The organism is Ruminococcus intestinalis (assembly GCF_014288065.1).
GTDB lineage: Bacteria > Bacillota > Clostridia > Oscillospirales > Acutalibacteraceae > Ruminococcoides > Ruminococcoides intestinale_A.
The window spans coordinates 201,881-216,111 of sequence record NZ_JACOPS010000002.1 but is presented as its reverse complement, the minus strand read 5'-3'; the positions used below and the strand labels follow the sequence as shown (position 1 = coordinate 216,111).

Genomic DNA, 14,231 nt, shown 5'->3' with positions numbered 1-14,231 from the left:
AATAACAGGGTAGAATTAAATTGGGTGGATAAAGATGTATTGCATAAGTGTAAATTATAAAAATTCAGATGTGAATATCAGAAAAAAACTTGCTTTTTCCGAAAATGTACAAAAAGAACTTCTAACTGAACTTATAAACGGAAAAACCGTAAGCGAGTGCGTTATTCTTTGCACCTGTAACAGAACAGAACTTTATTTTTGCGGAAATGAAGACAGCCTAAATACAGTGCAAAATCTGCTTTCAAACTATTCGGGAATAGAATGTGATTTGCTTAAAAAGCATTTGTATTTGTTCTATTCCGATAAAGCGGTAATGCATCTTTTCAGAGTGGTAAGCGGTATTGAATCTATGGTTATAGGTGAGGACGAAATTCTCGGACAAATAAAACTTGCTTACACTATGGCAAAAGACTTGGGTATGACGGGTTACGAGTTAAATATGACTTTTCAATCCGCAATGGCTTGCGCAAAAAAAATAAAAACTCAAACCGCACTTTCAAAAACTTCTGTTTCAACCGCAACCCTTGCGGGAAATGAAATCGCACATTTTAAGGATAAAGTAAATGTTCTCGTTATAGGCGCAACGGGGAAGATAGGCACTGTACTTGTAAAAAATCTTTTGTCGCATAAAAATGTAAGCGTTATTGCAACATCAAGAAAACACAGTGCGGAGTCGGTACAGACCAAAGCAAACATTACAATTGCTAATTATGCCGATAGGTACAGTTATATGGATTCTGCCGATTGCGTAGTCAGCGCTACCGCAAGTCCGCATTACACTGTTACATATTATGATTTAAAGAAGAATATAAAAACCGATAAGCCAAGACTGTTTATAGATCTTGCCGTACCTCCTGACATTGACGGCTCGGTTGCAGAGATAAAAGGTTTAAAGCTGATCGGAATAGATTATTTTGAAAAACTCGCAAAGAACAACAATGAGCTTAAACTTGACAGTGTGGAAAGCGCAAAAGAGATTATAAAAGAAGAAAGCGATGTACTTAAAAAAGACATAGCTTTTCACTTTTTTTTACCGCATATGGAGAGTGTAAAAAATAAACTCAGTGAAAATTCCTTAGAAGAAATATTATATAAATTCAAAGCCGAGTTACCGTCAGAAGAATTTATAAAGATACTTGATGCATTTAAAAGCTGTGGAGAAAAGATATAATGGCATATTTTCCTTTTTATATTGATATAGAAAATAAAAATATTCTTGTAGTGGGCGGCGGAACGGTAGCTTTAAGAAAGATAGAAAAGCTGTCACCTTTTAAGCCGAGTATTACCGTGGTATCTCCGAAAATCTGCGAGGAGATTTTAAAATTTAATGTGAAAGTCGTTGAGCGTGAGTTTGATGACAACGATTTAAACGGTGCTTTTTGTGTTATCAGTGCTACCGATAACGAACAGGTGAACTCGCATATATTTGAATTATGCAAGGAGAAAAATATTCTTGTAAATACTGTTGATGACAAAGAAAAATGCGGATTTATTTTTCCTGCGCTTGTACAAAAAAATTCCGTTACTGTCGGTATTACCACATCGGGCAAAAGTCCGATATATGCAAAGTATTTAAAAGAGCAGTTTTTAAATATGCTTGAAAATACAAATTCCGATACCGCAGAAACATTGTGGCAGTACAGAGAATACATAAAGGAAAACACGGCGGACGAAGAGTTAAGAAAGAAAGTTTTTTCGGCACTTATGAGTATGTGCCTTTGCGGAGAAAGTATTGATACCGATGTTGTTAATAAAATTATAAAGGAAAACAGCTGATATGAAAGTAAGAATAGGTACAAGAAAAAGCAAACTTGCCATTGCACAGACAGAGATGTTTGCAAATGCTTTGAAAAAGAGATTTGACGATATAGATACAGAAATAGTTTGCATTTCAACAAAAGGAGATAAAATTCTTGATAAGCCGCTTGCAATGATAGGCGGAAAGGGAGTTTTTATCTCTGAACTTGAGAATGCTTTATTAAGCGGAGCGGCAGATATGGCAGTGCACAGCGCAAAAGATCTGCCTCTTGAACTTGCAGACGGACTTGAAATATCCTCTGCTTTAAATCGTGGCAATTATCGTGATGTGCTTGTTACAAGAAAAAATGAGCCGATAAAAAACGAAGAAAAATTTATTGTCGGCACAGGCAGTCTTAGACGCCGTGGCTTTATAAAAAAACAGTATCCGCTTGTACAGATTAAAGATATAAGAGGAAATGTTGACACAAGAATTAATAAACTTATTAATAAAGAATATGACGCAATTATTCTTGCGGCGGCAGGACTTGAAAGATTGTCGCTTTATAACAGTGAAAAATACGATGTAACACCTTTTGAATATTCTGATTTTCTCCCTGCGCCTTGTCAGGCAATCGTAGTTGCGGAGAGTAAAACAGGCAGTGCGATTTCAGAAAGGTTAAAAGAAATAAGTCATACAGAAACTATGCTTGAATTTGAAACAGAAAGACAGATTCCAAAGTTGCTAAACGCAGATTGCGGTATGCCTGTCGGCGCTTTTTCAAAGGTAACAAACGGCAAAATAGAGCTTATAATTTCTACAGATTGTAAAAAAACAATATCGGGCAGTGCCGATATTAAAGACAGGTTTAATCTTGCAAAAAGGTTGGTGAGCAAGTTGTGAACAACGGAAAAGTTTATCTTGTGGGAGCAGGGTGCGGCGATTATGACTTAATAACTCTGCGTGGACAGAATTGTCTGAAAAAATGCGATGTCGTTGTATATGACAGCCTTACCGACAAGCTGTTGCTTGAGTATGCGGATAATGCAGAAAAAATTTGTGTCGGAAAACGAGCAGGAAAGCATAGTGAAAAGCAGGAGAATATAAACGAAATTCTCATTGCAAAAGCAAACGAAGGCAAGACTGTTGTGCGCCTAAAAGGCGGAGATCCGTTTGTTTTCGGCAGGGGAGGAGAGGAAGTACAGGCACTTCAAAGTCACAATATTCCTTATGAAGTTATCCCCGGTATTTCCTCGGCAATAGCAGTTCCCGAAATTGCGGGTATTCCCGTTACTCACAGAAATTTAAGCCGCAGTGTACACATAATCACAGGTCATACGGCGCAGGATACCTTACCGAAAAATATACGGGAATACGCAAAACTTGACGGTACACTTGTATTTTTAATGGGACTTAGAAAATTACCCGAAATTGTAAAAGGTCTTACAGAAAACGGCAAAAACGAAAATACGCCTGCCGCAATTGTGTCAAACGGTGCATATGCAAAGGAAAGTACGGTAAGAGGTACTTTAAAAAATATTTGCAGTCTTGCAGAACAAAGCAAAGTTGAACCGCCTGCAATAATCGTAGTGGGAGAAGCAGTGAGGCTTGATTTTTCCGCTACAATAGAAAAGCCGCTCAAAAATAAAACCGTTGCGGTTACAGGTACGCATAAATTGTCTGCGAAACTTGGCAGAGAACTTATGTCGCTTGGTGCGAGAATCAACCGTATTGATTATCTTAGTGTAAAGGAATACCGACAAAACGAGCAGCTTGACAAAGCGCTTTCAAACGTTAATAATTATAATTACATAGTGCTTACAAGTATGAACGGCGCTGAAATTTTTATTAAAAAATTGAGAGCGTTAAAGGTCGATGTTCGCAAACTGTGTAATATAAAATTTGCCGTTATCGGCAGCGGAACAGCGGGTATTCTTGAAAAATACGGCATTTTTGCCGATATTATTCCAAAGGTTTATACTTCTGCAAATTTGGGAAATCTTTTGGCAGATACGGTAAACAAAAATGAGCGTGTGTTGATTTTGCGTGCGGAAAACGGCTCAAAAGAACTTACTGAAATTTTAAGTCGCAATAATATAATTTATGACGATGTAAAGACCTATGACATTCAGTCGGAAAGTAAGTCGGAGGGCGGAATTATTACCTCCGATTACATAACCTTTGCAAGTTCTTCGGGCGTAAACGCTTTTTTTGAAAGCGGATATGCTGTTAGCGAAAACACAAAAATTGTTTGTATTGGCGAGATAACCGCAAAGGCTTTGCATAAGTACAATATAGCCGATTACAAAATTGCAAAAACAAAAGATGTAGTCGGAATTATCAATACAATTATTTCAGATGTTAAAAAAGAGAGTGATTTTTAATGAGAAGATTCAGACGACTGAGATCAAATGAAAGTATACGCAGTCTTGTGCGTGAAACAAGAGTAGATAAGAAAGACCTTATTTACCCGATTTTTGTTGCCGAGGGCGAAAATATAAAAAAGCCCGTGGAATCTATGCCAAATGTTTATCAGTATTCACTTGACAGATTAGATGAAATTTTAGCGGAAATAAGCGAGAGTTCGATTGCGGGAATATTAATTTTCGGTATTCCGAAACACAAGGACGAGCTTGCAAGCGGCGCTTATGACGAAAACGGAATTACCCAGCAGGCTATCCGATATATAAAAGTTAAATATCCGTCAATGCTTATAATTGCCGATGTGTGTCTTTGCGAATATACAAGTCACGGACATTGCGGTGTTGTATGCGGTCATAAAATATTGAATGACGAAACCCTGCCGCTGCTTTCAAGAATGGCGGTAAGCCTTGCAAAGGCAGGTGCGGACATTATTGCTCCGTCAGATATGATGGACGGCAGAGTGTCTGCAATCAGAAATGCTCTTGATGAAAACGGCTTTGCAGATACTCCTATACTTTCTTACAGTGCAAAGTTTGCGTCTGCATATTATTCACCGTTCAGAGATGCCGCCGAGTCCGCACCTGAATTCGGCGACAGAAAAAGCTATCAGATGGACTATGCAAACGGCAAAGAGGCATTGCGAGAGATTGAAGACGATATAGAAGAGGGCGCAGATATGGTTATGGTAAAGCCTGCGCTTGCGTACCTTGATGTTGTAAAAGTCGCAAGAGAGCGTTTTGATTTACCGCTTGTAGTGTACAATGTCAGCGGCGAATATGCGATGGTAAAGGCAGCGGCAGAAAAAGGTTGGATAGACGAAAAGAAAGTTGTTTCCGAAAATTTAATCGCTATGAAAAGGGCGGGTGCGGATATTATAATTACATATCACGCACTTGACGCCGCAAAGTGGATTGACGAATTTTACAAGTAAGAGGTGGCAAAAATGAATATTCAAAATTCGGAAAAGTTTTATGCCCAAGCTCAAAATTTTATGCCCGGAGGAGTAAACAGCCCTGTTCGTGCGTGCCGTGCGGTTGGCAGAGCGCCGTTGTTTATCGACCACGCAAAGGGTTCAAAAATCTATGATGTCGACGGCAACGAATACATCGATTATATTTGCTCATGGGGCCCGAATATTCTCGGACACGCTAACGAAAGAGTTATAAATGCAGTAACCGAAACCTGTCAAAGAGGACTTACATTCGGTGCTTGTCACAGCGGAGAAATCGAACTTGCCAAACTTATAAAAAAGCATTTTCCGTCAATGGAAATGTTAAGACTTGTAAATTCGGGTACAGAGGCGGTTATGAGTGCAATCCGTGCCGCAAGGGGTTATACAAAGAGAGATAAAATAGTTAAGTTTGAGGGTTGCTATCACGGTCATTCGGACGGTCTGCTTGTGAAATCGGGTTCAGGACTTCTTACCAATTCTATCCCCGACAGTGCAGGTGTTCCTAAAGGATATACGGATAATACCCTGCTTGCAAAATACAATAATAAAGAGTCGGTAGAAAAACTTTTTGAGGAGCACGGTGATGATATTGCCTGCGTTATTGTAGAGCCTTGTGCCGCCAATATGGGTGTTGTACCGCCGCAGGAGGGCTTTTTACGGTTTTTGAGAGATATTACGCTAAAATATAATTCTCTGCTTATTTTTGACGAAGTTATTACGGGTTTTAGACTTAGCATTGGCGGTGCTCAAAAATATTACAATGTTAAACCCGACCTTACCACACTTGGCAAAATTGTAGGCGGAGGTATGCCTTTGGCTGTGTACGGCGGTAAAAAAGAAGTTATGCAGTGCGTTGCTCCGCTCGGTTCGGTGTATCAGGCAGGCACACTTTCAGGTAATCCCGTTGCCGTAAGTGCGGGAATTGAAACCTTAAAAATCCTTGAGGAAAACGAAGCTGAAATTTATACAAGGCTTGAGAAAATTTCATTGCAGCTTGAAAATGCTATGCAAGAATCGGGAATGAATGTGAATCGTGTAGGTTCAATTATGACGGTTTTCTTTACCAATGAAAAGGTAAAAGATTATGATACAGCCAAAACTGCCGATACTGCCCGATTTGCCGAATATTTCAGACATATGCAGGACAACGGAATATACACAGCTCCGTCGCAGTTTGAGGCAATGTTTGTTTCGTTTGCACATACCGATGAGGATATAGATAAAACAATCAATGCAATCAAAAGTTTAGAATAATAACGAAAAGAAAAAGTGCAGCAATTCTATAATCTTGCTGCACTTTTTTTCTTTATTACACAGCCTTAGCCTGTGCAATAATTTCGTTTTGTTTGTAATGTTCTGCAATTTCTGCCAGAGTTATACTTTCGGCATAGTTTTGCAGGTATGATGACATTGCGCTCCACAATCTGTCGTTTATAAGCTCCGTCATCATATCGTTTTTATCTCTGCTGTCAAAATAAACATCATTAAGCACCCTTGTGTCAAGAGCGTTTAATATGTCTTTAAAAGTAATTTTACTCAAATCTCTTGCAACTACATAACCGCCGTTAAGTCCCTTTTGCCCACGAATCAGATTTGCGGAGGTGAGGGACGGCAGTATTTGTTCAAGATATTTTTTAGATATATTGTGCCTTTTGGCAATATCGGGAGCGGTGACCGAACAGCCGTTTTGAGAATAAACCGCTATGTCGATTATCGCCATAATGCCAAATTCAACTTTTGTTGATATTTTCAATTAATAATCAGCCCCTTATACAGAAGAAAAGCCTGTTTTGGAGCAGAATATGCCTGACTAAGCGTATTAAATATAGATTAACATTTTTTAAGGAAAAAATCAATACTTACCAAATAAATATGTATTGTATATAATGACAGATTTTAGAATAATATGGAATAAAATTTGTAAAATAGGGAAAATCCTACAAAACCTATTGAAATACTAAGTTAAATGCGTTATAATCTACAGTATCATCTTGCAGATAAGCTTTTGCAGGATAAGCATTGACTAAGCAAATATGATTTAAAAGGGATGGGAAGCTTATGGAGTTTAATACAGCGTTATTGCACAAAAATTTTAGCGGTGATAAGGCGTCGGGCTCTACTATGACTCCTATTTATCAGGTAAGTGCATTTTCGCACAGCTCTGCTGAACAGCTTGAAAAAGTGTTCAACAACAAAGCGCCCGGATATGCTTATTCAAGAATAGGCAATCCTACGGTGACTTCTTTTGAGGCAAGAATTGCCGCCCTTGAAAACGGTGCAGGTGCTGTTGCGTGTTCGTCAGGTATGGCAGCAGTTACAATGGCACTTCTTAATATATTGGAGTCCGGTGACGAAATAATAGTAGGCGCAGGTCTTTTTGGCGGAACTATTGATTTGTTAAAGGATTTAGAGGCATTCGGCATAACCGCTCACTTTGCAGACGAGGTTACACCGCAGAATGTTGAACCGCTTATCAACGAGCGCACAAGAGCAGTGTTTGCGGAACTTATCGGCAATCCGAAACTCGATATTGTGGATATTGAATCGGTATCAAATCTTGCACACAGATACAATATACCTCTTATTATAGACAGCACCACGGCAACACCGTATCTTGTTCACCCGATTGATTTCGGCGCTGACATTGTTGTTCATTCAACCTCAAAGTATATTAACGGCGGCGGAAACGCAATCAGCGGTATAATAATTGACAGCGGTAAATTTGAATGGGATACAGAGAAATTCAAAGGTATGAAAGAATACAAAAAATACGGTAAACTTTCGTATCTTGCAAAACTGCGAAACGGTATATGGCGAAACTTCGGTTGTTGTCTTGCTCCGTTTAATGCATTTTTAAATTCTGTCGGTCTTGAAACATTGGGACTGAGAATGGAGTGTCTTTGCAGCAACGCATTGAAACTTGCACAATTTTTTGAAACCTGTAAAGATATTGAGGTTAATTACCCGGCACTTGAAAGTTCAGAGTATTACGCACTTACACAAAAACTTTTAAAAGGCAAAGGCGGTGCGATTCTTACAATAAGAGCCGGCAGTAAAGAAAAAGCCTTTGAACTTATAAATAATTTGAAGTTTGCAACCAACGCAACAAATATCGGTGACACACGAACATTGGTAATTCATCCGTCAAGCACAATTTACGCACACAGTACAGAACAGCAGAAAGAGAACGCAGGTGTGTTTGACGATACAATCCGAATCAGCGTTGGTATAGAGGACATTGCAGATCTGATTGAGGACTTCGGAAATGCAATAAGTAAAATAAACAATTAGTTTTGGGGGATTCACAATGGCAGTTGATTATTCAACATTAAAAAAAGGCGGATTTATGCGCCAAAAACAAAAAAATAATTTTTCCCTTCGTTTAAGAGTGGTAGGCGGAAATCTTACGGCAAAACAACTTGCCAAGATTGCAGAAGTAGCAGAAAAATTCGGTGACGGCTATGTGCATCTTACCTCAAGACAAAGTGTTGAAATTCCGTTTATTAAACTTGACGATGTTGAAAATGTAAAGGCGGCACTTGCCGAGGGCGATGTTGAACCCGGTGTATGCGGTCCGAGAGTAAGAACAATTACAGCTTGTCAGGGACAGGCAATTTGCCCGAGCGGCTGTATTGATACATATTCACTTGCAAAAGAACTTGACGACAGATATTTTGCAAAAGAACTTCCGCATAAATTTAAATTCGGTATTACAGGATGTCAGAACAACTGCCTTAAGTCAGAGGAAAACGACCTGGGAATTAAGGGCGGAATAAAGGTTGACTGGAGAGAAAGTGACTGTATAGGCTGCGGCGTTTGCGTAAAGGCTTGCCGACAGGGTGCTATCACTCTTGAGGACGGAAAAATTTCCGTTGACAAGTCAAAATGTAATTTCTGCGGAAGATGCTATAAGGCTTGCCCGACCGACGCTTGGGATACCGTTCACGGTTACATAGTTTCATTCGGCGGACTTTTCGGCAACTCAATTAACAAAGGTGAAACAATCATTCCTTTTGTTGAAGATAAAGAAAAACTTTTGAAAATCTGCGATGCGGCTGTTAATTTCTTTGAAGAAAACGCAAAGCCGAGCGAACGCTTTAAGTTCACAATCGACAGAATAGGCAGAGAAAAATTTGAAGAGAAGATATTGGAGGCATACAATGGCTGATTTTATTATTGACGATACGGTAGATATTACCGATGTTGTCTGCCCGACAACATTTGTTAAGGCAAAGGTTGCTCTTGAGGAGCTTGACGACGGTCAGATTTTAAGTGTTAAAATGAATGACGGTGAGCCTGTACAGAATGTTCCGAGAAGTATCAAGGAAGAGGGTCACCAAATTTTAAAACTTATTGATAACGAGGACGGCACTTATAATCTTATAGTTAAAAAGGTTGGTGATTAAATGCCGACAAGAATCAGTAAAGACAATTTTGAAAAAGAAGTTTTACAGGCCGATAAAACTGTACTCGCTGATTTTTATTCAGACAGTTGTGTGCCTTGTAAAAGACTTTCACCGGTACTTTTCACACTTGAAGAAGAATATGCCGAAAAGCTCAAAATTGTTAAAATCAATATAAATTTTGATTCCGAACTTGCCGAAAAATACGAGGTACAGGCAGCGCCGACTTTGGTATTTTTTAAAAACGGCGAAGAGATTTCAAGACTGCGAGGCGCAGTAAAACAAGCAGAAATTAAAGAAGTTATTGAAAAATCAGTTTAAAGGGGTTATTATTATGACAATCACAGTTGCAGGTAATAAAAAAGAAGTAGCAGAAGGACTTACAGTAGCACAGCTTATTATTGACGAAGATGTAGAAACACCGGAGTATGTAACAGTAAGTGTAAACGACGAATTTCTTGCAAGCGGTACTTTTGAAGAAACCGTACTCAAGGACGGCGATGTAGTTGAATTTCTTTATTTCATGGGAGGCGGTCAGTAATGGCATTTACTAACGAACAGCTTGAGCGTTATTCCCGTCACATCATTCTCAAAGAGGTTGGTGCAAAGGGACAGAAAAAGTTGCTTAACGCAAAAGTGCTTATAATCGGTGCAGGCGGACTCGGTGCACCCGTAGCAATGTATCTTGCCGCTGCCGGTATCGGTACAATCGGTATTGCCGATGCTGATGAGGTTGACCTTTCAAATCTTCAGCGCCAGATTATTCACGCTACAAAAGATGTAGGCAAGCCAAAGGTAGAATCGGCAAAGGAAACTATGGAGGCTATGAACCCCGATGTTACAGTAAAAACTTACCATACATTTGTTACAAGCGAAAACATTATGGACCTTATCAAAGATTACGATTTCATCATTGACGGTACCGATAATTTTCCGGCAAAGTTTCTTATCAATGACGCTTGCGTAATGGCTAAAAAACCTTTTTCACACGCAGGTATTATCAGATTTCAGGGACAGCTTATGACATATGTGCCCGGTGAAGGTCCTTGCTACCGTTGTGTATTTAAAAACCCACCGTCAAAGGACGCAGTTCCTACTTGTAAGCAAGCGGGTGTAATCGGAGCAATGGGCGGTGTTATCGGTAGTTTGCAGGCAATGGAGGCTATTAAGTATATTCTCGGCAAGGGTGATTTGCTCACAGGATATTTACTTACATACGATGCACTCAAAATGGAATTTCGTAAGATAAAACTTCCGTCAAACACACATAATTGTGCGGTTTGCGGTGATCATCCTACAATTACCGAGCTTATAGATTACGAACAGGCAGAATGTGACGGTGTTCATTTATGATTAAATTATCAAAAGCTGATTATAATAAAATTGTGGCTCACGCAGAAAGTGAGTTGCCTGACGAGGCTTGCGGATTGATTGCGGGTACGGTTGACGGCGAAAACAAGGAGATTAAAAAAGTTTATCTTCTTTCAAACATCGACCATTCAAACGAGCATTTTTCGCTTGACCCAAAGGAACAGCTTGCGGCGGTAAAGGATATGCGACAGAACGGTTTTGTACCGCTCGGTAACTGGCATTCACATCCCGAATCTCCGTCAAGACCGTCAGATGAGGACAAGCGACTTGCATATGACAGCAAGGCAAGCTATATGATTTTGTCACTTATGGACAGAGAAAATCCCGTGCTAAATTCATTTAAAATCAACGGCACAGCTTCAGAAAAGGAAGAATTGGTTATTTACTAAACAAGGAGGGAAATTATGTACGACATAGTTATTATCGGAAGCGGTCCGGCAGGACTTTCTTCGGCAATTTATGCTCAACGAGCAGGACTTAAGGCAGTTGTGGTTGAGAAAAACTACCTTGGCACAGGTCAGATTTCAGAAAGCGAGCGTGTAGATAATTACCCGGGATTATACGGCGAAAACGGCTTTGATTTGGGCGAAAAGTTCAGATCACACGCAGAAAGCCTCGGTACTGAATTTATAGAGGGAGAGGCTGTTAAAATCAGCAAAAACGCAACTGATTACAGCATTGAACTTGACAACGGAAATTCATTAGAAACTCACACTGTAATTTATGCGGTCGGTACGGAACGCAGAAAACTTCAGGTTGAGGGTGAAAAAGAGTTTTCGGGCAGAGGAGTATCGTATTGCGCAGTTTGTGACGCTGCATTTTATAAAGATAAAATCACAGCTGTTGCAGGCGGCGGAGATACCGCACTTGGTGATGCGGCTTTGCTTTCAAAGTTTGCGAAAAAAGTTTATCTTATTCATCGCAGAGATAAATTCAGAGCCAATAAAACCTTACAGCAAAAAGTTGAAAATATTTCTAATGTAGAAATATTGCTTAATTCGCAGATAAAAAAGATTAACGGCAGTAATAAGGTTGAGTCGATCACAGTTGATAAAAACGGCGCAGAAACCGAAATCAAAGTTGACGGCGTTTTTGTTGCAGTCGGCAGTGTGCCTAATTCGGCAATTCTTAAGGATTTGGTTGAAGTTGACAATAACGGCTATATTGTTGCAAATGAGGACGGAGTAACTTCGGCAAACGGAATATTTGTTGCAGGCGATGTTCGTACCAAAAAGTTAAGACAGGTTGTAACAGCTGTATCGGACGGTGCTAATTGCGTATTATCTGCGGAAGATTATCTTGAAAAAATAAAATGATATGAAAATAAGGTGAGTGTAAAAGGGAGAGGCAGCCTATGAAAATTGAAAAATTAAGTACAGATATTCTGATAATAGGCGGAGGTACAGCAGGCTGTTATGCCGCACTCACTATTTCAGAAAATTCAGATAAAAAAGTTTTAATTTGCGAAAAGGCACACATCAAGCGCAGCGGATGTCTTGCGGCAGGAGTAAACGCTCTTAACGCATACATCGTTGATGGAAGAAAGCCGCAGGATTATGTTGATTACGCAAAAAAAGATGCAGACGGAATTGTAAGAGAAGATTTACTCCTTACAATGTCCGAAAAGCTGAATGAGGTAACGGATAGGCTTGAAAAGTTAGGTCTTGTTATTTTAAAGGATGAAAACGGTAAGTATGTTACAAGGGGTAATAGAAACCTTAAAATAAACGGTGAAAACATCAAGCCTATTCTTGCCTCGGCTGTTGAGCAAGCAAAAAATGTTGAAATCCTCAACAGAGTAAACATTATAGATTTTGCCGTAAAAAACAATAAAATCAACGGTGCTTACGGTATAGGCATTGAAAACGATACATTTTACATAATAGAAGCAAAAGCCGTAATCGTTGCCACAGGCGGTGCGGCAGGTCTTTACAAGCCGAATAATCCGGGCTTTTCAAGACACAAAATGTGGTATCCTCCGTTTAATACTGGCGCAGGCTATGCAATGGGTATTAATGCGGGTGCGGAGATGACAACCTTTGAAATGCGCTTTATCGCACTTCGTTGTAAAGATACAATTGCTCCGACAGGTACACTTGCACAGGGCGTCGGCGCAAAACAGGTAAATTCCCTCGGCGAGGTATATGAAACCAACTACGGACTTACAACTTCACAGCGAGTTTACGGCACAGTAAACGAAAACCAAGAGGGCAGAGGTCCGTGCTATCTTCGTACAGAGGGTATAACAGCCGAGCAGGACGAATCGCTGTTAAAGGCTTATCTTAATATGGCGCCGTCACAGACAATCAAGTGGATAGAAAGCGGCAAGAACCCGTCACAGCAAAATGTTGAGATTGAGGGAACGGAACCGTATATTGTCGGCGGTCACACAGCGAGCGGCTATTGGGTTGATACCAAAAGAGCCACAACAATTGACGGATTGTTTGCAGGCGGTGATGTTGCAGGCGGCTGCCCGCAGAAGTATGTAACAGGTGCACTTGCAGAGGGTGAAATCGCAGGTATGTCGGCTGTTGAGTATGTGAACAATCATACACAAGCACCGCAGCTTGAAGATGAAATAACCGATAAGCACATTGCCGAGGCTGAAGAATTTTTAACAAAAAAAGATACCCGTTATACAACAGAACAGCTTGAAGAGGCAATGCAGACTGTAATGGACAGCTATGCAGGCGGTATAAAAACAAACTACCGTTTTAACGAAAAACAGCTTGATATTGCAGACTACAAAATCAAACAGCTTATTAAACTTTCAGACAGTTTATATGCGGAAGATTTTCAGGAGCTTATGTATATTTACGAGCTTAGGGAAAGACTTACGGTTTGCAGAAGTGTAATTGCTCACTTAAAGGCAAGAAAGGAAACCCGTTGGCACAGCTTTGCGGAAAACCTTGATTATCCGAATAAGGATGACAAAAACTTTAATAAATATGTAAATTCACGCCTCGAAAACGGCGAAATTAAAATAATTATCAGAGATTTGGTAGAGGGAGGTAAAAGCTATGAGCATTGCGATTGACAAGCAGAAGTGCATAGGCTGCGGAAGATGCCGAAATGTATGTCCCGGCAGTCTTATAAAGCTTGACAGTGACAATCGTGCTTACATAAAGTATCCGAAAGATTGCTGGGGCTGTACTTCATGTATTAAGGAATGTCCTGCATATGCAATCAGCTTTTATCTTGGTGCAGATATCGGCGGTATGGGCAGTCTTGTTCATACCGAGAAAAAGGGCGATATACTTAGTTGGATAATTGACAAGCCCGAGGGTGAAACCATTAAGATAGATATTAACCAAAAGGAATCGAATAAGTACTGAGGAGGAAT

17 protein-coding genes are annotated in these 14,231 nt (G+C 39.9%); 16 read left to right on the top strand and 1 reads right to left on the bottom strand.

The annotated features are described in order from the left end of the window. Positions 1-34: 34 nt before the first annotated feature. Genes hemA through hemL form a run of 6 tightly spaced genes read left to right on the top strand, consistent with a single transcriptional unit; the run spans position 35 to position 6,368 of the window. Positions 35-1,171: a glutamyl-tRNA reductase gene (gene hemA / locus H8R91_RS05210; RefSeq protein ID WP_186935160.1), complete on the top strand. Its 1,137-nt coding sequence runs from the start codon at positions 35-37 to the stop codon at positions 1,169-1,171. Then, on the top strand, positions 1,171-1,776 hold the full coding sequence (locus H8R91_RS05205; protein ID WP_186935159.1) for a precorrin-2 dehydrogenase/sirohydrochlorin ferrochelatase family protein: 606 nt from the start codon (positions 1,171-1,173) through the stop codon (positions 1,774-1,776). The genes hemA and H8R91_RS05205 overlap by 1 nt, the downstream gene beginning before the upstream one ends. Position 1,777: 1 nt before the next feature. Next, positions 1,778-2,641, top strand: coding sequence for a hydroxymethylbilane synthase (gene hemC / locus H8R91_RS05200; protein ID WP_186935158.1), 864 nt, complete (start codon positions 1,778-1,780; stop codon positions 2,639-2,641). Beyond that, positions 2,638-4,122, top strand: a complete 1,485-nt coding sequence (cobA, locus tag H8R91_RS12395; protein WP_186935157.1) for a uroporphyrinogen-III C-methyltransferase — start codon at positions 2,638-2,640, stop codon at positions 4,120-4,122. The genes hemC and cobA overlap by 4 nt, the downstream gene beginning before the upstream one ends. Next, positions 4,122-5,093, top strand: coding sequence for a porphobilinogen synthase (hemB, locus tag H8R91_RS05190; protein WP_186935156.1), 972 nt, complete (start codon positions 4,122-4,124; stop codon positions 5,091-5,093). Before cobA ends, hemB begins: the two co-directional genes overlap by 1 nt. Before the next feature lie 12 nt (positions 5,094-5,105). Beyond that, entirely contained in the window at positions 5,106-6,368 is a 1,263-nt protein-coding gene (hemL, locus tag H8R91_RS05185; protein ID WP_186935155.1) for a glutamate-1-semialdehyde 2,1-aminomutase, read from the top strand. A 55-nt stretch (positions 6,369-6,423) separates the two neighbouring features. Here the strand turns inward: hemL and H8R91_RS05180 are convergent, their stop codons facing one another. Next, positions 6,424-6,867: an RrF2 family transcriptional regulator gene (locus tag H8R91_RS05180; RefSeq protein WP_186935154.1), complete on the bottom strand. Its 444-nt coding sequence runs from the start codon at positions 6,865-6,867 to the stop codon at positions 6,424-6,426. Between the two features lie 305 nt (positions 6,868-7,172). Between H8R91_RS05180 and H8R91_RS05175 the strand changes: the two genes are divergently transcribed. Genes H8R91_RS05175 through H8R91_RS05130 form a run of 10 tightly spaced genes read left to right on the top strand, consistent with a single transcriptional unit; the run spans position 7,173 to position 14,223 of the window. Beyond that, entirely contained in the window at positions 7,173-8,405 is a 1,233-nt protein-coding gene (locus H8R91_RS05175; RefSeq protein ID WP_022235252.1) for an O-acetylhomoserine aminocarboxypropyltransferase/cysteine synthase family protein, read from the top strand. 16 nt (positions 8,406-8,421) lie between these two features. Beyond that, positions 8,422-9,282, top strand: a complete 861-nt coding sequence (locus H8R91_RS05170; RefSeq protein WP_186935153.1) for a ferredoxin-like domain-containing protein — start codon at positions 8,422-8,424, stop codon at positions 9,280-9,282. Next, positions 9,275-9,520, top strand: coding sequence for a sulfurtransferase TusA family protein (locus H8R91_RS05165; protein ID WP_022235254.1), 246 nt, complete (start codon positions 9,275-9,277; stop codon positions 9,518-9,520). Before H8R91_RS05170 ends, H8R91_RS05165 begins: the two co-directional genes overlap by 8 nt. After that, complete coding sequence (gene trxA, locus H8R91_RS05160; protein ID WP_186935152.1) at positions 9,521-9,838, top strand: thioredoxin; 318 nt, start codon at positions 9,521-9,523, stop codon at positions 9,836-9,838. Between the two features lie 13 nt (positions 9,839-9,851). Next, positions 9,852-10,058, top strand: a complete 207-nt coding sequence (gene thiS / locus H8R91_RS05155; protein ID WP_022235256.1) for a sulfur carrier protein ThiS — start codon at positions 9,852-9,854, stop codon at positions 10,056-10,058. Beyond that, positions 10,058-10,870 carry a thiazole biosynthesis adenylyltransferase ThiF gene (thiF, locus tag H8R91_RS05150; RefSeq protein WP_186935151.1) on the top strand — a complete coding sequence of 271 codons (813 nt, stop codon included), beginning with the start codon at positions 10,058-10,060 and terminating at the stop codon, positions 10,868-10,870. The genes thiS and thiF overlap by 1 nt, the downstream gene beginning before the upstream one ends. Next, positions 10,867-11,277: a M67 family metallopeptidase gene (locus H8R91_RS05145; protein ID WP_022235258.1), complete on the top strand. Its 411-nt coding sequence runs from the start codon at positions 10,867-10,869 to the stop codon at positions 11,275-11,277. The genes thiF and H8R91_RS05145 overlap by 4 nt, the downstream gene beginning before the upstream one ends. Positions 11,278-11,292: 15 nt before the next feature. Further along, the gene (gene trxB, locus H8R91_RS05140) at positions 11,293-12,204 is read left to right on the top strand and encodes a thioredoxin-disulfide reductase (protein WP_186935150.1); all 912 of its coding nucleotides are present in this window, start codon (positions 11,293-11,295) and stop codon (positions 12,202-12,204) included. 38 nt (positions 12,205-12,242) lie between these two features. Continuing rightward, the gene (locus H8R91_RS05135) at positions 12,243-13,925 is read left to right on the top strand and encodes an adenylyl-sulfate reductase subunit alpha (RefSeq protein ID WP_186935149.1); all 1,683 of its coding nucleotides are present in this window, start codon (positions 12,243-12,245) and stop codon (positions 13,923-13,925) included. Continuing rightward, positions 13,909-14,223 (top strand): 4Fe-4S dicluster domain-containing protein, encoded by a 315-nt coding sequence (locus H8R91_RS05130; RefSeq protein ID WP_022235260.1) that lies wholly within the window; start codon positions 13,909-13,911, stop codon positions 14,221-14,223. The genes H8R91_RS05135 and H8R91_RS05130 overlap by 17 nt, the downstream gene beginning before the upstream one ends. The last annotated feature ends 8 nt before the right edge of the window (positions 14,224-14,231 follow it).